This window comes from Novosphingobium arvoryzae (assembly GCF_014652615.1).
GTDB classification, from domain to species: Bacteria; Pseudomonadota; Alphaproteobacteria; order Sphingomonadales; family Sphingomonadaceae; genus Novosphingobium; species Novosphingobium arvoryzae.
In genome coordinates this window covers 225,411-243,741 of record NZ_BMZD01000003.1, presented here as the reverse complement: position 1 = coordinate 243,741, position 18,331 = coordinate 225,411, and the positions used below count along the sequence as shown (strand labels likewise).

The window sequence follows — 18,331 nt, the reverse complement described above, 5'->3', positions numbered from 1 at the left end:
CATCAATCCCGCCCCGAACCCCGCTCGTCCTGAGCTTGTCGAAGGACTGTTCTTCCTTGCGGGCGCAACGCTGTGCGTCCAAGAAAAGACAGTCCTTCGACAAGCTCAGGACGGACGGTTTATGGCTTGAGGGGTTTGCTGATGAGGCTTCGCCCCCCCCCCCGATCAATCCGGCTTCTTCGCCACCGCCACCATGGCGGGACGCAGCAGGCGGTCCTTGATCATGTAGCCGGCCTGCAGTTCCTGCAGCACGGTGCCCGGTTCCGCGTCGGCAGAGGGCATTTCGATCATCGCCTGGTGCTGGTTGGGGTCAAGCGGCAGACCCTTGGCGGCAATGCGGGTGATGCCGTGGTTGCCGAACACCTTCTCGATCTCGCGGCCCGTGGCCTCGATCCCGGCAATCAGGCTCTTCAGCTTGTCATCTTCGCGCAGTTCGGCGGGGATGGCTTCCAGCGCGCGCGACAGGTTGTCGGCCACGGAGAGAATGTCGCGGGCAAAGCCGGTCGCGGCATAGGCGCGAGCGTCGGCAATGTCCTTTTCCAGGCGGCGGCGCACGTTCTGCGTTTCGGCCTTGGCGTAGAGCACGTCCTGCTTCGCCGCTTCCAGATCGCCGCGCAATTGCGCCAGCGCATCGCCCAGCGAATCGCCAGCGCCTGCTTCATCACGGTCGATCATGTCTTCCGGCACACCCTTCAATTCGGCTTCGACCGCGGGATCGCCCTGCGGTTTGGTATCTTCGCTCATGTTCAAAAAAGTTCCGGTTATCCGATCAACTTGCCCAGCGACTGGGCGGTAAAATCCACCATGGGGACTACGCGCGCATAATTCAACCGCGTCGGGCCGATAACCCCCACCACGCCGACCACCCGGCCATCGCGGTCGCGATAGGGCGAGGCGATCACCGAACTGCCCGACAGCGCGAACAGGCGGTTCTCCGCGCCGATGAAAATGCGGGTTGCCTCCGCCTCGCGGGCGGAATCCAGCAGGTCGGCGACCGACTGCTTGCTTTCCAGGTCCTCCAGCAGCAGCCGCACCCGTTCAAGGTCGGTCAGGGTCGTTTCGTCCAGCAGGTTGGCCTGCCCGCGCACGATCAGCACCGGGCGGCGCGCGGCGTCCTCGCTCCACACCGCCAGCCCGCGCTCCACCAGATCGCGGCTGGCGGCGTCAAGCGCGCTGCGGCCAGAGGCGATTTCGGCGGCAATCGCCTGCACCGCCTCGGTCAGGGTGCGCCCGCCAAGATGCGCGGAAATGTAGTTCGACGCCTGCTCCAGCGCGCCGGGGGCAATGCCCAGCGGCACTTCGACCACCCGGTTCTCGACCGAGCCGTCCGCCCCCACCAGCACCGCCAGCGCCCGGTCGCGGGCGAGCGGAACCAGCTGCAATTGCGCGAGGCGCGGGTCGCGGCGCGGCACCATCACCACGCCCGCGCAGGCCGACAGGTCCGACAGGATCGCGCTGGTTGCCGCCAGCGCCGCCTCGATCGGACCGGGCTGGGTCACTTGCCGCTCGATCGCGGCGCGCTCCTCAGCCGTCGGTTCGGCGACCTGCATCATCCCGTCGACGAACAGGCGCAGCCCCAGCTCGGTCGGCATCCGCCCCGCACTGGTATGCTGGGCGGCGAGCAGACCCAGCCCTTCGAGTTCATGCAGGACCGAGCGGATCGAAGCCGGCGAGAGGTTCAGGCCTCCCGCACCCGCCAGAGTGCGCGATCCCACCGGCTGGCCAGACGCGATGTAGCCCTCCACCGCGAGGCGGAAGATTTCGCGGGCGCGGGCGTTGAGTTCGGTGATCGGAAGACTGGCCATCGCCGCCCAATTTAACCCTCGCTCTTGCAGGCTCAAGCCCAATGCGCCTAACGCGCATCACGAAACAGAAAAAGGATACCCGATGCGACCTTCCGGCCGCGCGCCTGATGAAATGCGCGCCATCAGCTTTGAACCCCACTTCACCAAGCACGCCGAAGGGTCGGTGCTGGTGTCGTTCGGGCATACCAAGGTGATCTGCACCGCCAGCGTGGAAGAGCGTCTGCCGCCCTGGCTGCGCGGCAAGGGCGAAGGCTGGGTAACGGCGGAATATTCGATGCTGCCCCGCGCCACACACACGCGCGGCAGCCGCGAGGCGGCCAAGGGCAAGCAGAGCGGGCGCACGCAGGAAATCCAGCGCCTGATCGGCCGGTCCTTGCGCGCCGTGACCGATCTCAAGAAACTGGGCGAGCGCCAGATCACGCTCGACTGCGACGTGATCCAGGCCGATGGCGGCACCCGCACGGCGGCGATTTCCGGCGCTTGGGTGGCGCTGCGCATCGCCGTGGACAAGCTGATGGCGGCGGGCGCGATCACCGAAGACCCGCTGACCCGCAAGGTCGCCGCCGTGTCGTGCGGCATCTTCAAGGGCAACCCGGTGCTCGATCTGGACTATGACGAAGACAGCTCGGCCGATGCCGATGCCAACTTCGTGCTGATCGAAGGCGGCCAGATTGCCGAAGTCCAGGCCACCGCCGAAGGCGCGACCTATGACGAGGAAGGCCTGCTGCGCCTGCTGCGTCTGGCCCGCATCGGCTGCGACCGGATCTTCTCCGCGCAGGGCGAGGCTGTTAAGCGCTAAACTTTCGTCATTGCGAGGAGCGCAGCGACGAAGCAATCCAGAGCCGTAACGCGCAATCGCTCTGGATTGCTTCGCTACGCTCGCAATGACGAAGGATCAGGTGACAGATGCGGCGACTTGGCTCCGAAACGCTGGTGATTGCCACGCACAACGCGGGCAAGCTGAAGGAGATCGGGGCCCTGCTGGCGCCCTATGGGCTGCAATGCATTTCCGCCGGGTCGCTGGGGCTGCCCGAACCGGCGGAAACCGGCACGACCTTCGTCGAGAACGCACTGATCAAGGCGCGGGCATCGGCAGAGGCATCGGGCCTGCCCGCGCTGGCGGACGATTCGGGGCTGTGCGTGGCGGCGCTGGGCGGGCGGCCCGGCGTCTATACCGCGGACTGGGCGGAGCGGCAGTGGTTCGAAGGCCCGGCGGGGCGCGACTGGTACATGGCGATGGGCAAGGTCGAGGGCCTGCTGGCCGAGCAAGGCCCGGACGTCGACCGCAGCGGCTACTTCGCCTGCGTGCTGGCGATTGCCTGGCCGGACGGGGACAGCGCGGTCTATGAAGGCCGCGTCAATGGCACGCTGACCTGGCCACCGCGCGGCGCGCTGGGGTTCGGCTATGACCCGGTGTTCGTGCCGCTGGGGGCGACGCAGACCTTTGCCGAGATCGACCCGGAGGAAAAGCACCGCATCAGCCACCGCGCCGATGCCTTTGCCAAGCTGGTCGCCGAGCAGTTCGGCGGGTAAGACCGGGGCATGGCCCGCGCGCTTTACATCCACTGGCCGTTCTGCCTCGCGAAGTGTCCCTATTGCGACTTCAACAGCCATGTCCGCGATTCCGTGGACCACGCCCGGTGGCAGGATGCGTTGCTGGCCGACATGGCGTTCGAGGCGGAACATGCGGGCGGCGCGCCGCTGGACAGCATCTTCTTCGGCGGCGGCACCCCATCGCTGATGCCGCCCGCGCTGGTGGCAAAGCTGCTGGAACGGGCGGAGCAGCTGTGGGGCTTTGCGCCTGGCATCGAGATCACACTGGAAGGCAATCCCTCCTCGGTGGAGGCGCGCAACTATACCGAGCTGGCCGCGGCGGGGATCAACCGTGTCTCGCTGGGCGTGCAGGCGCTGGACGACGATGTGCTGCGGTTTCTGGGCCGCCTCCACAACGCGGATGAGGCGCTGGCCGCGCTCGACATGGCGCAACAGCTGTTCAGCCGGGTGTCGTTCGACCTGATCTATGCCCGCCCCGGCCAGACGCCGGAGCAGTGGCAGGCCGAACTGGAACGCGCGCTGGGGTTCGGCACCGGCCACCTTTCGCTGTACCAGCTGACCATCGAACCGGGGACGAAGTTCGCGACAATGGTGCGCCAGCGGCAGTTTGAACCGCTGGATGACGATGCCGCAGCCGACCTGTTCGCGCTGACCCGCGAATTGACCGAAGCGGCGGGCCTGCCCGCCTATGAGGTGAGCAACCACGCGCGCCCCGGCGAGGAAAGCCGCCACAACCTGACATACTGGCGCTATCAGGATTACGCCGGGATCGGCCCCGGCGCGCATGGGCGGCGCGGCGGCGTGGCGACGGTGCGGCACAAGAAGCCGGAAAACTGGCTGGCCGGGCTGTCCGCCAACGGCCATGGCATCTGCGAAACCCGCGAACTGGGCCTGCGCGAACAGGCGGCGGAAGCCATGCTGATGGGCTTGCGGCTGCGCGAAGGGGTCGATCTGGCGGTGCTCGCAACCCGGTTCGGACTGACCGAGGCCGAGTTGTGCGATCCGGCCAAGCTGGCGTTCTATCGCGCGCAAGGGCTGGTCTGGCAGCGCGGTGCGCGGATCGGGGCCAGCGCGCAGGGGATGCCACTGCTCGAAGCCTTGCTGGGCGAATTGGTCCCCGCCGAACTGGTGGCACCATGACCCGCGCCGACCTGCTCGCGGCCTGGCATGCGCATCTGTCGCACGGGCGGCGGCGGTCGGACCACACCGTCCGGGCTTATGGGACCACGGCGGCGCGGCTGCTGGACGCGGTCGCGGTCGATGACTGGGGCGCCCTCGCCCGGCTCGATGCGGCTGCGCTGCGCCAGCAGCTGGCGCGGCGGCGGGCCGAAGGGCTGGGCAATGCCTCCGCCGCGCGCGAGCTTTCGGCGCTGAAAGCCTTCATCCGCTTCGCCCGCGAACAGGCCGGGATGCCCGACCCTGCCCCGCCCCGGATGCGCGGCCCCCGCGTCAAGAAAGGCATTCCGCGCCCGGTGACCCCGGACGATGCGGTGAACCTTGCGGCGCTGGTCGCGGACGAGGCGGCGGAGGAATGGATCGGCGCGCGCGATCGGGCGGTGCTGTTGCTGCTCTATGGCGCGGGCTTGCGCATTGCCGAAGCGCTGGCGCTGACCGGCGGCGCGCTGCCGCTGGGCGAGGTGCTGGTCGTCACCGGCAAGGGCGGCAAGCAGCGCGCGGTGCCGATCCTGCCGCTGGTCCGGGCGGCGGTAGAAGCTTATGCCGCGCAATGCCCCTGGCCGCTCACCCGCGAAGCAGCGCTGTTTCGCGGGGCGAAGGGCGGCGCGCTGTCACAGGGCATGGTGCAAAAGGCCGTGGCCCGCGCGCGCGCCGTGCTGGGCCTGCCACCCACGGCCACGCCCCACGCGCTGCGGCACAGCTTTGCCACGCACCTGCTGGGCGCGGGCGCGGACTTGCGCAGTTTGCAGGAGCTGCTGGGCCATGCCAGTCTGGGCTCAACCCAGATCTACACCCGCGTCGATGCGGCAACCTTGCTGGACGTGTATCGCAGTGCGCACCCGCGTGAGCAGGACTGATCAGACGCGCGGTTTCCAGGTGACCACGCGGTAGACATAGGCAATCAGCGTGGCCGCCAGCATCCCGCCGACCACCCATTCGGCCACGGCCTGAGACGTTTCGAAAAAGCCCGCGGCCCATTGCCCGCCCAGGATCAGCCCGGTGTTCCACACCGCAGTGCCAACCAGGGTAAAGGCCAGGAACTTGGCGCGCGGCATATGGATCAGCCCGGCGGGTAGCGAGATGATCGTGCGCAGCAGCGGCGAAAAGCGCAGCGCGAAGACGATCCAGTGGCCGTGGCGCTGAAAGAACGCCGTGCCCTTCTCCACGTCTTCCCAGTCAACCGTCAGCCAGCGGCCCCAGCGGTCGATCAGCGGCTTCAGTCGGCGATAGCCCAGCTTCTCACCCGCCAGATACCACACGTAATTGCCCAGCGTGGAGCCCAGCGTCCCCACCACCAGCAGCGGCCAGAACGCCATCGACCCGCGTGAAACGGCCACGCCGCCCATGCCCATGATCAACTCGGACGGGATCGGGGGAAAGATGTTCTCCACGACCATCAGGACGAAGATGCCCAGATAGCCGCCCTGTTCGATCAGGCGGATAATGAATTCGGTCATGGGTGGCTGTTCTATTCAGGATTACTACGCAGTTCAACCGCGCTGCATTGCAGCATGGCGCACTTCGATTGCATCCCAGATCATCCCCGGCGTATCGGTGCCGTTGAACTTGTCGATCGCCATGATCCCGGTGGGCGAGGTCACGTTGATTTCGGTCAGCCACTTGCCGCCGATCACGTCGATGCCCACGAACACCAGCCCCCGCGCCTTCAGTTCCGGGCCGAGCACAGCGCAGATTTCCTCTTCGCGCGCGTTCAGCGTGGTCGGTTCGGCATAGCCCCCGGCGGCAAGGTTGGAGCGGAACTCACCCTCGCCCGGACGGCGATTGATTGCGCCCGCGACCACCCCGTCGACCAGCACGATCCGCTTGTCGCCTTCGCTGATGTCGGGAAGGAACGGCTGGAACATGTGCGGCTCCACCCAGGCATTGTCGAACAGCTCGATCAGCGCGCCCAGGTTGCTGCCATCGGCGGGAATGCGCACCACGGCCTTGCCGCCGTTGCCGTGCAGCGGCTTCATCACCAGGTCGCCCGGAAAGCGGGCGTGGAATTCGCGCACGTCCTCGATCCGGCGGGCGACCAGCGTGGGCGGCATGAACCGCGCGTAATCGAGCACGAACACCTTTTCCGGCGCGTTGCGGACGCTTTCGGGATCGTTGACCACCAATGTCTGGCCCTTGAGCCGCTCCAGCAGGAAGGTGGCGGTGATGTAGCTGAGGTCAAACGGCGGATCCTGCCGCATCAGCACGACATCGACATCTTTGACCAGGTCGATCTTGCGGTATTCGGCCTTGGTGAAATGCGCGCCGACGACCCGCTGGACCGTGACCGGCGCGGCCCACGCGGTCAGCCGGCCTTCGTCCAGCGCCAGCGACTTCACGTCATAGTGATAGCAGGTGTGCCCGCGCTTCTGCGCGCTTTCGATCAGCGCAAAGCTGGAATCGCCCGCGATGTTGATGGTTTCGATCGGGTCCATCTGGACGGCAACGCGCAGGCTCATCGAGTATCCATTCGTAATCACAGCATCAGGGCATTCGCCATGTGGCGCGGGAAGCGCCCCGGCGCAAGGAGCAGCACGTCGATCCGCTGCACATCGCCCGGCCTGGCATACTTGTGCGCCAGCGCCTCGGCCGCCGCAGCGACCCGGCGCAGGCGGTGCGCGTCAATGGCGGTATCGAGGTCTGCGGCCCGTTCCCGCCACTTCACTTCGACGAAGGCCACGGTGCGGCCCCGCCGGACGATCAGGTCCACCTCGCCGCGCGGGGTCTTCACGCGGCTGGCCAGCACCCGCCAGCCCTTCAGCCGCAGGAACCACGCCGCGAGCCATTCGCCGCGCCGCCCCTGCGCCTCGCGGAGCGCGCGCGGTTTCACTTCAGGTCCAGCGCCCGGGCATAGAGCGTCTTGCGGTCCAGCCCGGTCACCCGCGCGACTTCGGCGGCGGCTTGCGAGGCCTTTTGGGTCTTGAGCGCCTCGATCAGCAGGGCATCGGGATCGAGGCCGGCAGCGGGGCCATCGCCCGGCGGGGCGACCAGCAGCACGATCTCGCCCTTGGGCGGATGCGCGGCATAGTGGGCGATCAGCTCGGCGGGCAGACCGGTGCGGCACTCCTCGAACTTCTTGGTCAACTCGCGCGCCACGCTCACTTCGCGGCCCGGCAGGACTTCGACAATCGCCGCGAGCGCATCGGCCAGCCGCGGCGCGGTTTCATAGAATACCAGCGTCGCGCGCACCGCGCCCAGTTCGGCCAGCACATCGGCGCGGGCCTTGGCCTTGTTGGGCAGGAACCCGCCGAACAGGAACCGGTCGCTCGGCAAACCGGCCAGCGTCAGCGCGACGATGGCAGCGCTGGGGCCGGGAATGCTGGTGACGGCGATTCCCGCCTCGCGCGCGGCGCGGACCAGCCGGTAGCCGGGGTCGGAAATCAGCGGCGTCCCGGCATCGCTGACCAGCGCGATCGGCTCGGCCGCGGCGAGGGACAGGATATGGTCGCGCGTCGCGTCGCTGGCATGGTCGTCATAGCGGATCAGGCGCTGCTTCAGCCCGATGTGCTGCATCAGCTTGCCGGTCACGCGGGTATCTTCACAGGCTACCGCAGCCACGCCACGCAGTGTCGTTACGGCACGATGCGAGATGTCGCCAAGATTGCCAATCGGGGTCGCGACAATATAGAGCCCGGGAGAAAGCGGTGTATCCATCAAGGCTTATTGGACGCACCAGAGGGGAGCGACAAGTGATGTTCGAAGGCAGGATCGATCGGCGCAGGATCGTCATGCTCGGCACGGTGGTGCTGCTGGCAGGGTGTAAGGTGATACCGCAGGGCGCGCCCGAAGTGGCTCCCCCCCCCGCCCCGGCCCCGACCGACGCCCTGCCGGCCGATCAGGCGCGCCACCGCATCGCGCTGCTGGTGCCGATGACCGGCCCGAACGCGGCCGTGGGCCAGTCTATTGCCAATGCCACCACGATGGCGCTGCTCGATACCAACGCGCAGACCATCCGCATCACCACCTACGACACGTTCGGCGGCCCGGCGGCGGCTGCGACCAAGGCCGTGCAGGATGGCAACAAGCTGATCCTGGGGCCCGTGCAGGCGGAAGACGTCGCGCCGATTGCCACGGTGGCCCGCGCCGCCAAGGTCCCGCTGATCAGCTATACCAGCGATGCGGCGGTGGCCGCGCGCGACGTGTTCGTGATGGGCACGGTCCCGGCCAACTCGATTGACCGCACCGTGCGCTATGCCCGCGCGAAGGGCGCGGCGCGCTTTGCCCTGCTGGCCCCCGGCGGCGATTACGGCGCACGCACCAGCGGCGCCTATGCCGAAGCGATCACGGCACAAGGCGGCACGCTGACCCAGACCGAGGCCTATGACCGCTCCAACACCTCGGTCGTCAGTGCCGCGCGGCGGCTCAAGGCGCGCGGCGGGTTCGATGCCGTGCTGATTGCCGACGGCGCCCGCTTTGGCGCGCTAGCCGCGCCGCAGCTCAAGGCGCCGGGCGCTGCCAGCCCGCGCATCCTGGGGACCGAGCTGTGGAGCGGCGAGGCCGTCATCGGCACGACCCCGGCCCTGCGCGGCGCATGGTTCGCGGCGATTTCCGACGGCCGGTTCAAGCAGTTCGCCGACAGCTACAAGACCCGGTTCGAGGCCGCGCCCTATCGCATTGCCACGTTCGGTTATGACAGCGTGCTGCTGGCCGTGCGCATCGCGCGCGACTGGAAGCCGGGAACCGCGTTCCCGCTCGCCCGCCTGTCCGACCGGGGCGGGTTCCTGGGGCTGGACGGGCCGTTCCGGTTTGCGCCCAATGGCGTGATCGAGCGCGCGCTGGAAGTGCGCGAGGCCCGCGCGGGCGGCGTGGTGATCGTAAGCCCCGCGCCCGACAAGTTCGCGGACTGACGATAACTCGCCAATAAGGGCACCGCCGTGCTTGCGCGGGGGATTCGCCGCGTTCTATAGCCGTTCTCATGGCAGATGACCTGTTCGAGAAGCTGCCCCCGGCGGGCGGTGAAAGCTATGATGGTTCCGCAATCGAAGTGCTGGAGGGGCTTGAGCCTGTCCGGCGCCGCCCCGGCATGTATATCGGCGGGACCGACGAGCGCGCGTTCCACCACCTCGCCGCGGAAGTGCTCGACAACGCGATGGACGAGGCCGTCGCCGGCCATGCCAACCGGATCGAGGTGACGCTGGAGGAAGGCAACCGCCTGACCATCGTCGACAACGGGCGCGGCATCCCGGTGGACGAGCATCCCAAGTATCCCGGCAAGTCTGCGCTGGAAGTGATCCTGACCACGCTCCATTCGGGCGGCAAGTTCTCGGGCAAGGCCTATGCCACGTCGGGCGGTCTTCACGGGGTCGGCGTCAGCGTGGTCAACGCGCTGTCCACCCTCACCCGGATCGAGGTGGCGCGCGGCAAGGAACTCTATGCGCAGGAATTTTCGCGCGGGGTGCCGCTGGGGCCGCTCCAGCATCTTGGCGGCACGCCCAACCGGCGCGGCACCAGTGTTACCTTCATCCCCGATCCGGAGATTTTCGGCGCGGATGCCAGGTTCAAGCCCGCCCGGCTGTTCAAGCTGGTCCGGTCCAAGGCCTACCTGTTCGCCGGTGTCGAAATCCGCTGGAAATGCGCCGCAAGCCTGACGGCGGAGGACGTTCCGGCCGAGGCCGTGTTCCAGTTCCCCGGCGGTCTGGCCGACCACCTCAAGGAACAGATCGGCGCGCGGGAATGCGTGACCACCCAGTTCTTTGCCGGCGCACAGGATTTCCCCGCGAACGAGGCGGGCGACGCGATGGGCCGGGTCGAATGGGCGATTGCCTGGCCGCTGTGGTCTGACGGGGCCTACAGCTATTACTGCAACACCATCCCCACCCCGGACGGCGGCACGCATGAGCAGGGCCTGCGCGCCGCATTGACCAAGGGGATCCGCGCCTTTGCCGATCTGGTCGGCCAGAAAAAGGCCAAGGACATCGCGCCGGAAGACATCTTCACCGGCAGCGAGATCATGCTCTCGGTGTTCATCCGCGATCCCCAGTTCCAGAGCCAGACCAAGGATCGCCTGACCTCGCCCGAAGCCGCCCGGCTGGTCGAGAACGCGGTGCGCGATCACTTCGACCATTTCCTGACCGACAACATGGAACGCGGCAAGGCGCTGCTCGGCCATGTGCTGGAGCGGATGGATGATCGCCTGCGCCGCAAGGCGGAGCGCGAGGTCAAGCGCAAGACCGCAACCAACGCCCGCAAGCTGCGCCTCCCCGGCAAGCTGACCGATTGTTCGGGCGATGGCGAGGGCGAGACCGAGCTGTTCATCGTCGAAGGCGATTCGGCCGGCGGCAGCGCCAAGCAGGCGCGCGACCGCAAGACGCAGGCGATCCTGCCGATCCGGGGCAAGATCCTCAACGTGGCCAGCGCCACGGCGGACAAGATCCGCGCCAATGCCGAAATCGCCGATCTCGGCCTGGCGCTGGGCTGCGGCACGCGCAAGGACTGCAACCCCGATAACCTGCGCTATGACCGCATCATCATCATGACCGATGCCGACGTCGACGGGGCGCATATCGCCACGCTGCTGATGACGTTCTTCTTCCAGGAAATGACCGAGATCGTCCGGCGCGGCCACCTCTACCTCGCCCAGCCGCCGCTTTACCGGCTGACCGCCGGCAAGGAGAGCGCCTACGCCCGCGACGAGGCCCACCGCGCCGAGCTGGAAGCCACCGTGTTCAAGGGCAAGAAGGTCGAGGTTGGCCGGTTCAAGGGGCTGGGTGAAATGAACCCCCAGCAGCTGCGCGAAACCACGATGGACCCGGCCACGCGCAGCCTGATCCGCATCACCCTGCCCCCCGAATACGAAGGCCGCGCGGCAGTGAAGGATCTGGTCGACCGGCTGATGGGCAAGGACCCTGCCCAACGCTTCATGTTCATCCAGAACCGCGCCGGGGAACTCGATCCGGAACTGATCGACGCCTGAGGCGCGGCGGGCTGGTACAAATCCCGCTTGCCACGTTTCAAAGTGCGACTTATCCCGCTTAACCGAACGATTAAACAACCGGCGGGGAGTTCCCATGCGTTTTGAAGGCACCAGCGAATATGTGGCAACCGACGATCTGAAGGTTGCGGTCAACGCCGCCGTGCTGCTGCGGCGGCCGCTGCTGGTGAAGGGCGAACCCGGCACCGGCAAGACCGTGCTGGCGCACCAGATTTCGAAGGCGCTCGACGCGCCGCTGATCGAATGGCACGTGAAGTCGACCACCAAGGCGCAGCAGGGCCTCTACGAATACGACGCGGTCGCCCGCCTGCGCGACGGCCAGCTGGGCGACGAGCGCGTCCACGACATTTCGAACTACATCAAGAAAGGCAAGCTGTGGGAAGCGTTTACCGCGCCCAAGCTGCCGGTGCTGCTGATCGACGAGATCGACAAGGCCGACATCGAGTTCCCGAACGACCTGCTCCAGGAACTCGACCGGATGAGCTTCGACGTCTACGAAACGCGTGAGCGGATCGAGGCGAAGGAGCGCCCGATCGTGGTCATCACCTCGAACAACGAAAAGGAACTGCCCGACGCGTTCCTGCGCCGCTGCTTCTTCCACTACATCAAGTTCCCCGACCGGGAGACGATGCAGGCGATCATCGACGTCCACTTCCCCGGCATCCAGAAGACGCTGGTGTCGAAGGCCATGGACGTGTTCTACGAAGTGCGCGAAGTGCCGGGCCTGAAGAAGAAGCCCAGCACCAGCGAGCTGCTCGACTGGCTCAAGCTGCTGCTGAACGAGGACATGCCGCTGGACGTCCTCCAGCAGAAGGACCCGACCAAGGCAATCCCGCCGCTCCACGGCGCGCTGCTCAAGAACGAGCAGGACGTGATGCTGTTCGAACGCCTGGCCTTCATGGCGCGGCGCCAGAACTGATCCCGGATTCCCCCTCCTCGCGCGAGGAGGGGGCGTTGAACAGGCGGGATCAGTCTTGCGGCTTCAGGCTTTCCATCGGCACTTCGGCGTACATCCGCTTGACGGCGGGGCGGGCGGCGATCTGCTCGATCCAGCGCACCAGGTGGGGCGTGTCGTGGGCGTTGACCAGCTCCGCAAAGCCGAACTGCATGCCGCCCGCGATGGCGTAGTTGCAGATGTCGGCCAGGGAATACATCCCGCCCGCCAGCCACTCGTTATCGGCCAGATGATCGTTGAGGCGGCGGACCGAGACGCCGATCTTGCGCATTTCCTCGTCCAGCAGATCCTGCGGGAAGCCGTCGCGTGCGCGGCGCCATTTGACCTGCTGTTCGGGAATGGGAATGGCCTTCACGCGTTCTTCGAACTCTTCCGCCGAAATTGCCTTGGCCATCTGGCTGACCATGCGCGACCAGCCGATGGTGGACACGCACCAGCAGAAGTATTCGTCGACCCACTTGGTCCAGATCCGCATCTGCGCGCGGTCATAGGAATTGTCCGGGCGCAGGCGCACTTCGGTGGGGTGTTCGTCCTCCAGGTATTCGCAGATCACCGTGGATTCGGTGATGACCCGGCCCTGATCGACCAGCGCGGGGACCTGCCCGTTGGGGTTGATTGCCTTGAACCAGTCGCTGTGATGTTCGAACGCGGCGGGGTTCAGCCGGTGGCCCTCAAACGGCAGGCCCTTTTCATACAGCGTGAGCAAGGGTTTCAGCGAGTTGGCGCCGGGGCCGAAACTGTAAAGCTTGAGCATCTTGGGGGGCATCCTCTGTTATCCCGCACAGGCTATCAATTGTATGCAATACATACAAGTGGCGTTTGCGGATGAGCGATCCCCGCCCCCTTGCCCATACCCGCTTCGCGGCGATCCGTGCGCGACTGGAAGCATTCGCGCCGCGCCCCGGCTGGCGGGCGTGGACCTATGAGTTCCTGCTGTTCGGCTTCAAACAGGGCTGGGCTTGCCTGTTTGGCGGACTGATGCTGGCGCTGCTGCTGGGCACGCACTTGTTCTATCCGGCGGATGCCGCGCTTGCGCGCTATGACTTCCTGACGCTGGCGGCGCTGGCGATCCAGCTGGGCATGCTGGCCTTCCGGCTCGAAACGCTGGAGGAAGCCCGGGTGATTCTGGCGTTCCACGTGGTCGGCACGGTGATGGAACTGTTCAAGACCGCCTATGGATCGTGGCACTATCCGGAACCCAGCCTGCTGCGCATTGGCGAAGTGCCGCTGTTTTCCGGCTTCATGTATGCCGCCGTGGGCAGCTATCTCGCGCGGGTCTGGCGGATCTTCGACTTCCGCTTCACCGCATACCCCTCGCCCCTGCTGGCGGGCGTGCTGGCGATTGCGATCTATGTGAACTTCTTCGCCCACCACTTCCTGCCCGATGGCCGCCTTGTGCTGTTCGCGGCGCTGGGGGCGCTGTTCTGGCGCACGCGCGTGTGGTTCCGGGTCTGGCGCGAGGAGCGCTGGATGCCGTTGCTGGTGGGCTGGCTGCTGGTCGCGCTGTTCATCTGGCTGGCGGAGAATATCGCCACCTTCTCGCGCGCGTGGCTCTATCCCTCGCAGATCGATGGCTGGGCGCTGGTCAGCCCGTCCAAGCTGGGCGCATGGTATTTGCTGATGTATATCTCGTTCATTCTCGTCGCGGCGCTCCACAAGCCGCAGGAAAAGGTCCGCTAAGATGTTCTTCAATTTCGTCGACGAGCTTCGCGCTGCCGGGATCCAGGCCAGCTTCAAGGAGCATCTGGTGCTGCTGGAAGCGCTGGACAAGGACGTGATCGAGCAGACGCCCGAGGCGTTCTACTACCTCTCGCGCGCGACGTTCGTGAAAGACGAAAGCCTGCTCGACCGGTTCGACCAGGTGTTCAACAAGGTCTTCAAGGGCGTGCTGACCAACTATGGCCAGAACCCGGTCGACATCCCGGAAGAATGGCTGAAGGCCGTCGCCGAAAAGTTCCTGACGCCCGAGGAGATGGAGGCGATCAAGTCGCTCGGCTCGTGGGAAGAGATCATGGAGACGCTGAAGAAGCGGCTCGAGGAGCAGCAGAAGCGCCACGAGGGCGGGAACAAGTGGATCGGCACGGGCGGAACATCGCCCTATGGCAACGATGGCTACAATCCCGAAGGCGTTCGGATCGGCGGCGAGAGCAAGCACAAGCGCGCGCTGAAGGTGTGGGAAAAGCGCGAGTTCCAGAACCTCGACAACACGCGCGAGCTGGGCACCCGCAACATCAAGGTCGCGCTGCGCCGTCTGCGCCGGTTTGCGCGTGAAGGCTCCCCGGACGAGCTCGACCTCGAAGGCACGATCGAGGGTACCGCGCGGCAGGGCTGGCTGGATATCCGGATGCGCCCGGAACGGCACAACGCGGTGAAACTGCTGCTGTTCCTCGACGTGGGCGGATCGATGGACCCGTTCATCAAGCTGGTCGAGGAGCTGTTCAGCGCCGCCACCGCCGAGTTCAAGAACCTGGAGTTCTTCTACTTCCACAACTGCCTCTACGAAGGCGTGTGGAAGGACAACAGGCGCCGCTGGTCTGAACGGACAAACACCTGGGACATCCTCCACAAGTACGGCCACGACTACAAGGTCGTGTTCGTGGGCGACGCGGCAATGAGCCCGTATGAAATCACCCATCCGGGCGGCTCGGTCGAGCATTTCAACGAGGAAGCGGGCACCGTCTGGCTCCAGCGCGTGGCCAGCGTCTATCCGGCGACGGTGTGGATCAACCCGGTCCCGGAGAAGCAATGGTCCTATTCGCAGTCGACCAAGATGATCAAGGAACTGGTCGGCGGATCGATGTATCCGCTGACGCTGGAAGGGCTGGACAATGCGATGCGCGAGTTGACGCGCAAGAAGCATTGAGCACAGCCAAGATTTCCTTTGCTTGATTGGTGCGGGCGGCGGTCCATATGGTTCGCATGACCAACCGCCTCCCCGCCCTGTTCCTGGGTCATGGTTCGCCCATGACCGTGATTTCCGATGTGCCTGAACGCGCCGCCTGGGTGGCGCTGGGGGCGGCCCTGCCCCGCCCGAGGGCGATCCTTGTGGTGTCGGCGCACTGGCAGACGCAGGGCAAGACCCACGTCACCACGGGCGCGCAGCCGCGCACGATCCACGATTTCCGGGGTTTCCCGGACGAGCTGTTCGCGGTGCAATACCCCGCCCCCGGATCGGACGAACTGGTGGCGCGGATCGAGGCACTGCTCGGGGCGGAGCGCGTGCAGCGCGATGACAGCTGGGGGTTTGACCACGGGGCGTGGGGCGTGATCCTGCCGATGTATCCCGCTGCCGATATCCCGATGGTCCAGATCAGCCTCGACCGCTCGCTGGAGGCCGATGCCCATATCGCGCTCGGCCGCGCGCTGGCGCCGCTGCGCGATGAGGGCGTGCTGATCGTTGGCAGCGGCAACGTGATCCACAACCTGGCGCTCTGGCGGCAATACGCCGGAACCCGGCCAGAGTGGGCGGTGGATTTCCAGACCCGGATCAATGCCGCCGTGACGGCAGGTGATCACGCCGCCCTCACCCGGTTCGGCGCAGACGATCAGGCAGCGGCGGCGGCAATCAACTCGGCCGAGCATTACCTGCCCCTGCTCTATATCGCCGGGGCGCGGCTGCCCGGTGACGATGTGGGGATCTTCAACGACACCATCAGCGGCGCGCTGTCGATGACCAGTTATGTCATCGGCGATACCGCGCCGCTGGCCGCCATCGCCTGACACTGGCGCGGCGCGGGTTCTGGGGGTAAGCCCGCGCGGATGGACGTCCAACTGCTAGTGATCTGCCTGCTGACCGCGGGCATCAACCTGATCGGAACGCTGGCCTATTCGGCGCGGATCGCGGGCGTGCGCACGCGGCGGATCGCGATGAGCTTTGCCTTGTTCAACATCCTGGTGCTGGTCAGCCGCACGTCCAACAGCTTTCTCGGCCCGTTTCTGGCCAAGCGGATCGAGACCCGGATCGCGGACGGCGGGGGCGAGGCGCTGTATGGCGATTTCCAGCTGGTGCTGCTCTCGGCCAGTCTGGCGGTGGCGCTGGGGATCGTGCTGGTGCCGACCGGGCAGCGCCTGTTTGCCCGCGCCATCGGCTATTTTCAGGAGCACCGCTCAACCGCGCGGATGATCCTGCGCACGGCGACGCCTACGGGCCTGAAAACCGTGCGCGATGCCCTGCACCCGCCCTCGCTGGCGCACCTGCGCGGCCTGGGCAAGCCGCGCGGCGTCAGCTGGAGCGTGCTGCTGGCCAATTGCCTGGCGCAGGCGCTGATCACGGTGGGCGTGCTGGCCTCGCTCTACGCCGGGTATCTCAACCCCGAATTCCGCGTCACCGCATCGCAGCTGTCCGCCGTCATCAACGGCTTTGCCACGATCCTGCTGTTCGCGCTGATCGATCCGCAGCTGTCCGTCATGACCGACGACGTGATCGAAGGCCGGGTCAGCGAGGCGCTGTTCCGCCGCACCATCGTGTGGATCAGCCTCAGCCGACTGGCGGGAACGCTGCTGGCGCAAGGGCTGTTCCTGCCATCGGCCCAGGTCATCGCCTGGCTGGCGACTTACGTGTGACGATCCAGTTCCGCGTGCAGACGCGGGCGCAGCATCCAGAACAGGACGGCGGGCACAAACCCCAGACACGCCGCGCCATAAAGCACATAGCGCACCGATTCCGCCCCGAATTCCGGCTTCAGGAAGTCTGACAGCATCCCGAAGAACAGTGGCCCCAGCCCCAGCCCGATCAGGTTCTGGCAGAACAGCAGCACCGCGCTGGCCATCGCCCGGTGGCGCAGCGGCACCAGCCCCTGCGTCGAGGAAAACACCGGCCCGTAATAAAGCGAGTTGAGCACTGTCGGCAGCATCAGCAGCACCAGCGCGATCCGCCAATCGGTGGCGAAGTAGGCCGAAATTGCGATGGGCACCGCAATCGCCATACCGATGGCCGGGGCGGTAATCACGTGGCGACGGTCCTGCTTGCCGAACTTGTCGGCCAGCCAGCCGCCAAGCCAGGTGCCCAGCATCCCGGCCAGCCCGCCCCACAAGCCGAACCAGAAGCCGACCTCGCCCGGCGTCATCCCGTGGGTGCGCTGGAAAAAGATCGTGGTCCAGGTGGTCTTGCCATAGGACAGGAACGAACAGGCCGACGCCGCCGCCAGCAGGATCAGGAAGGTGCGCGAGGCCAGCAGCGATTTCAGCGTGACGGCCATGCTTTCCGGCGCATGGACCGGCTTGTTGGCAGCCGCAGCGAGCCGCCCCTTGTCCTTCACTGCCATGACGACGAAGAACGCCAGCAGCACGCCCGGCGCACCGACCAGCAGGAACGCCTTGCGCCAGCCCAGCACGTCCGCCAGGTAGCCGCCGATCACCATCCCCAGCAGCGAACCGAGTGGAATGCCCAGCGCATAGAACGCCATCGCGCTGGCCCGCTTTTCCGCCGGAACCCGGTCCGCGATCAGCGAGTGCGCTGCCGGGGTGCACCCGGCCTCGCCCACGCCGACGCCGATGCGGGCAAGCAGCAGTTGCACGAAGTTCTGCGCCAGTCCGCACAGCGCCGTCATGGCCGACCAGATCGCCAGCGCGATGGCGATCAGACGGCCCCGGTCAGTCGAAGGCTTGTCGGCATAGCGGGCGATCGGCAGGCCCAGGACGGTATAGAACAGCGCGAACGCGAGGCCCGTCATCAACCCGATCTGGGTGTCCGACAGGTTCAGGTCCTTGCGGATCGGTTCGGCGAGGATGTTGACGATCTGCCGGTCCAGGAAATTGAACACATAGACGACCAGCAGCGTCCAGAGCATCAGGCGGGTGGCACGGTTATCGGTTGCGGTCGCAGCACTCGCTGACATGAATCCTCCTCGCCCGGCGGGATCGTTCCGCCTTGTGGTTTGGCGGTGGTGTCACCGGATGTGCTGCCGCCGTCAA

At 66.4% G+C, this 18,331-nt stretch carries 19 protein-coding genes; 11 read left to right on the top strand and 8 right to left on the bottom strand.

What is annotated here, in order from left to right:
• Positions 1-165: 165 nt before the first annotated feature.
• On the bottom strand, positions 166-744 hold the full coding sequence (gene grpE, locus IE113_RS07720; protein ID WP_189540129.1) for a nucleotide exchange factor GrpE: 579 nt from the start codon (positions 742-744) through the stop codon (positions 166-168).
• 17 nt (positions 745-761) lie between these two features.
• A complete protein-coding gene (hrcA, locus tag IE113_RS07715; protein ID WP_189540127.1) occupies positions 762-1,805 on the bottom strand; it encodes a heat-inducible transcriptional repressor HrcA in 1,044 nt (347 codons plus the stop codon).
• 82 nt (positions 1,806-1,887) lie between these two features.
• On the opposite strand from hrcA, the gene rph reads away from it, so the two are divergent.
• From rph to IE113_RS07695, 4 genes are all read left to right on the top strand, one after another.
• A complete protein-coding gene (rph, locus tag IE113_RS07710; RefSeq protein WP_189540125.1) occupies positions 1,888-2,604 on the top strand; it encodes a ribonuclease PH in 717 nt (238 codons plus the stop codon).
• Between the two features lie 107 nt (positions 2,605-2,711).
• The gene (rdgB, locus tag IE113_RS07705) at positions 2,712-3,338 is read left to right on the top strand and encodes an RdgB/HAM1 family non-canonical purine NTP pyrophosphatase (RefSeq protein WP_189540123.1); all 627 of its coding nucleotides are present in this window, start codon (positions 2,712-2,714) and stop codon (positions 3,336-3,338) included.
• 9 nt (positions 3,339-3,347) lie between these two features.
• Positions 3,348-4,499 carry a radical SAM family heme chaperone HemW gene (hemW, locus tag IE113_RS07700; RefSeq protein WP_189540121.1) on the top strand — a complete coding sequence of 384 codons (1,152 nt, stop codon included), beginning with the start codon at positions 3,348-3,350 and terminating at the stop codon, positions 4,497-4,499.
• Entirely contained in the window at positions 4,496-5,392 is an 897-nt protein-coding gene (locus IE113_RS07695) for a tyrosine recombinase XerC (protein ID WP_189540119.1), read from the top strand. The genes hemW and IE113_RS07695 overlap by 4 nt, the downstream gene beginning before the upstream one ends.
• On the opposite strand, the gene IE113_RS07690 is transcribed toward IE113_RS07695, so the two are convergent.
• The 4 genes from IE113_RS07690 to rsmI are packed head-to-tail and all read right to left on the bottom strand — an operon-like array spanning position 5,393 to position 8,186.
• Positions 5,393-5,992 (bottom strand): DedA family protein, encoded by a 600-nt coding sequence (locus IE113_RS07690; RefSeq protein WP_189540117.1) that lies wholly within the window; start codon positions 5,990-5,992, stop codon positions 5,393-5,395.
• A gap of 33 nt (positions 5,993-6,025) precedes the next feature.
• Positions 6,026-6,991: a glutathione synthase gene (gshB, locus tag IE113_RS07685; RefSeq protein WP_189540115.1), complete on the bottom strand. Its 966-nt coding sequence runs from the start codon at positions 6,989-6,991 to the stop codon at positions 6,026-6,028.
• Between the two features lie 17 nt (positions 6,992-7,008).
• Positions 7,009-7,362 (bottom strand): YraN family protein, encoded by a 354-nt coding sequence (locus tag IE113_RS07680; RefSeq protein WP_189540113.1) that lies wholly within the window; start codon positions 7,360-7,362, stop codon positions 7,009-7,011.
• Entirely contained in the window at positions 7,359-8,186 is an 828-nt protein-coding gene (gene rsmI / locus IE113_RS07675; RefSeq protein WP_189540112.1) for a 16S rRNA (cytidine(1402)-2'-O)-methyltransferase, read from the bottom strand. Before rsmI ends, IE113_RS07680 begins: the two co-directional genes overlap by 4 nt.
• 38 nt (positions 8,187-8,224) lie before the next feature.
• Here rsmI and IE113_RS07670 point away from each other — a divergent pair, with 38 nt between their 5' ends.
• The 3 genes from IE113_RS07670 to IE113_RS07660 all read left to right on the top strand — a co-directional run bounded on the left by IE113_RS07670 (position 8,225) and on the right by IE113_RS07660 (position 12,382).
• Entirely contained in the window at positions 8,225-9,379 is a 1,155-nt protein-coding gene (locus tag IE113_RS07670) for a penicillin-binding protein activator (protein ID WP_189540109.1), read from the top strand.
• Positions 9,380-9,447: 68 nt separating this feature from the next.
• Complete coding sequence (parE, locus tag IE113_RS07665; RefSeq protein ID WP_189540106.1) at positions 9,448-11,445, top strand: DNA topoisomerase IV subunit B; 1,998 nt, start codon at positions 9,448-9,450, stop codon at positions 11,443-11,445.
• 94 nt (positions 11,446-11,539) lie between these two features.
• On the top strand, positions 11,540-12,382 hold the full coding sequence (locus IE113_RS07660) for an AAA family ATPase (protein WP_189540104.1): 843 nt from the start codon (positions 11,540-11,542) through the stop codon (positions 12,380-12,382).
• Positions 12,383-12,431: 49 nt separating this feature from the next.
• Here IE113_RS07660 and IE113_RS07655 read toward each other — a convergent pair whose 3' ends face one another.
• Positions 12,432-13,172 carry a glutathione S-transferase family protein gene (locus IE113_RS07655; protein ID WP_189540103.1) on the bottom strand — a complete coding sequence of 247 codons (741 nt, stop codon included), beginning with the start codon at positions 13,170-13,172 and terminating at the stop codon, positions 12,432-12,434.
• A 71-nt stretch (positions 13,173-13,243) separates the two neighbouring features.
• On the opposite strand from IE113_RS07655, the gene IE113_RS07650 reads away from it, so the two are divergent.
• The 4 genes from IE113_RS07650 to IE113_RS07635 are packed head-to-tail and all read left to right on the top strand — an operon-like array spanning position 13,244 to position 16,981.
• Positions 13,244-14,098, top strand: coding sequence for a DUF817 domain-containing protein (locus tag IE113_RS07650; RefSeq protein WP_189540101.1), 855 nt, complete (start codon positions 13,244-13,246; stop codon positions 14,096-14,098).
• 1 nt (position 14,099) lies between these two features.
• Complete coding sequence (locus tag IE113_RS07645) at positions 14,100-15,281, top strand: vWA domain-containing protein (protein ID WP_189540099.1); 1,182 nt, start codon at positions 14,100-14,102, stop codon at positions 15,279-15,281.
• Between the two features lie 56 nt (positions 15,282-15,337).
• Positions 15,338-16,138, top strand: a complete 801-nt coding sequence (gene ygiD / locus IE113_RS07640) for a 4,5-DOPA-extradiol-dioxygenase (RefSeq protein ID WP_189540097.1) — start codon at positions 15,338-15,340, stop codon at positions 16,136-16,138.
• Between the two features lie 39 nt (positions 16,139-16,177).
• Complete coding sequence (locus IE113_RS07635; protein ID WP_189540095.1) at positions 16,178-16,981, top strand: lipid II flippase Amj family protein; 804 nt, start codon at positions 16,178-16,180, stop codon at positions 16,979-16,981.
• On the opposite strand, the gene IE113_RS07630 is transcribed toward IE113_RS07635, so the two are convergent.
• Entirely contained in the window at positions 16,972-18,255 is a 1,284-nt protein-coding gene (locus IE113_RS07630) for a spinster family MFS transporter (protein WP_189540093.1), read from the bottom strand. The genes IE113_RS07635 and IE113_RS07630 overlap by 10 nt on opposite strands.
• Positions 18,256-18,331: the final 76 nt, after the last annotated feature.

What these genes read in the sequence shown, in the direction of transcription:
- rsmI (WP_189540112.1), bottom strand. Translation starts at nt 8,186, where the DNA reads ATGGATACACCGCTTTCTCCCGGGCTCTATATTGTCGCGACCCCGATT.
- hrcA (WP_189540127.1), bottom strand. Translation starts at nt 1,805, where the DNA reads ATGGCCAGTCTTCCGATCACCGAACTCAACGCCCGCGCCCGCGAAATC.
- IE113_RS07630 (WP_189540093.1), bottom strand. Translation starts at nt 18,255, where the DNA reads ATGTCAGCGAGTGCTGCGACCGCAACCGATAACCGTGCCACCCGCCTG.
- IE113_RS07650 (WP_189540101.1), top strand. Translation starts at nt 13,244, where the DNA reads ATGAGCGATCCCCGCCCCCTTGCCCATACCCGCTTCGCGGCGATCCGT.
- IE113_RS07635 (WP_189540095.1), top strand. Translation starts at nt 16,178, where the DNA reads ATGGACGTCCAACTGCTAGTGATCTGCCTGCTGACCGCGGGCATCAAC.
- grpE (WP_189540129.1), bottom strand. Translation starts at nt 744, where the DNA reads ATGAGCGAAGATACCAAACCGCAGGGCGATCCCGCGGTCGAAGCCGAA.
- IE113_RS07655 (WP_189540103.1), bottom strand. Translation starts at nt 13,172, where the DNA reads ATGCTCAAGCTTTACAGTTTCGGCCCCGGCGCCAACTCGCTGAAACCC.
- IE113_RS07660 (WP_189540104.1), top strand. Translation starts at nt 11,540, where the DNA reads ATGCGTTTTGAAGGCACCAGCGAATATGTGGCAACCGACGATCTGAAG.
- IE113_RS07695 (WP_189540119.1), top strand. Translation starts at nt 4,496, where the DNA reads ATGACCCGCGCCGACCTGCTCGCGGCCTGGCATGCGCATCTGTCGCAC.
- IE113_RS07670 (WP_189540109.1), top strand. Translation starts at nt 8,225, where the DNA reads ATGTTCGAAGGCAGGATCGATCGGCGCAGGATCGTCATGCTCGGCACG.
- parE (WP_189540106.1), top strand. Translation starts at nt 9,448, where the DNA reads ATGGCAGATGACCTGTTCGAGAAGCTGCCCCCGGCGGGCGGTGAAAGC.
- hemW (WP_189540121.1), top strand. Translation starts at nt 3,348, where the DNA reads ATGGCCCGCGCGCTTTACATCCACTGGCCGTTCTGCCTCGCGAAGTGT.
- IE113_RS07690 (WP_189540117.1), bottom strand. Translation starts at nt 5,992, where the DNA reads ATGACCGAATTCATTATCCGCCTGATCGAACAGGGCGGCTATCTGGGC.
- rdgB (WP_189540123.1), top strand. Translation starts at nt 2,712, where the DNA reads ATGCGGCGACTTGGCTCCGAAACGCTGGTGATTGCCACGCACAACGCG.
- IE113_RS07645 (WP_189540099.1), top strand. Translation starts at nt 14,100, where the DNA reads ATGTTCTTCAATTTCGTCGACGAGCTTCGCGCTGCCGGGATCCAGGCC.
- gshB (WP_189540115.1), bottom strand. Translation starts at nt 6,991, where the DNA reads ATGAGCCTGCGCGTTGCCGTCCAGATGGACCCGATCGAAACCATCAAC.
- ygiD (WP_189540097.1), top strand. Translation starts at nt 15,338, where the DNA reads ATGACCAACCGCCTCCCCGCCCTGTTCCTGGGTCATGGTTCGCCCATG.
- rph (WP_189540125.1), top strand. Translation starts at nt 1,888, where the DNA reads ATGCGACCTTCCGGCCGCGCGCCTGATGAAATGCGCGCCATCAGCTTT.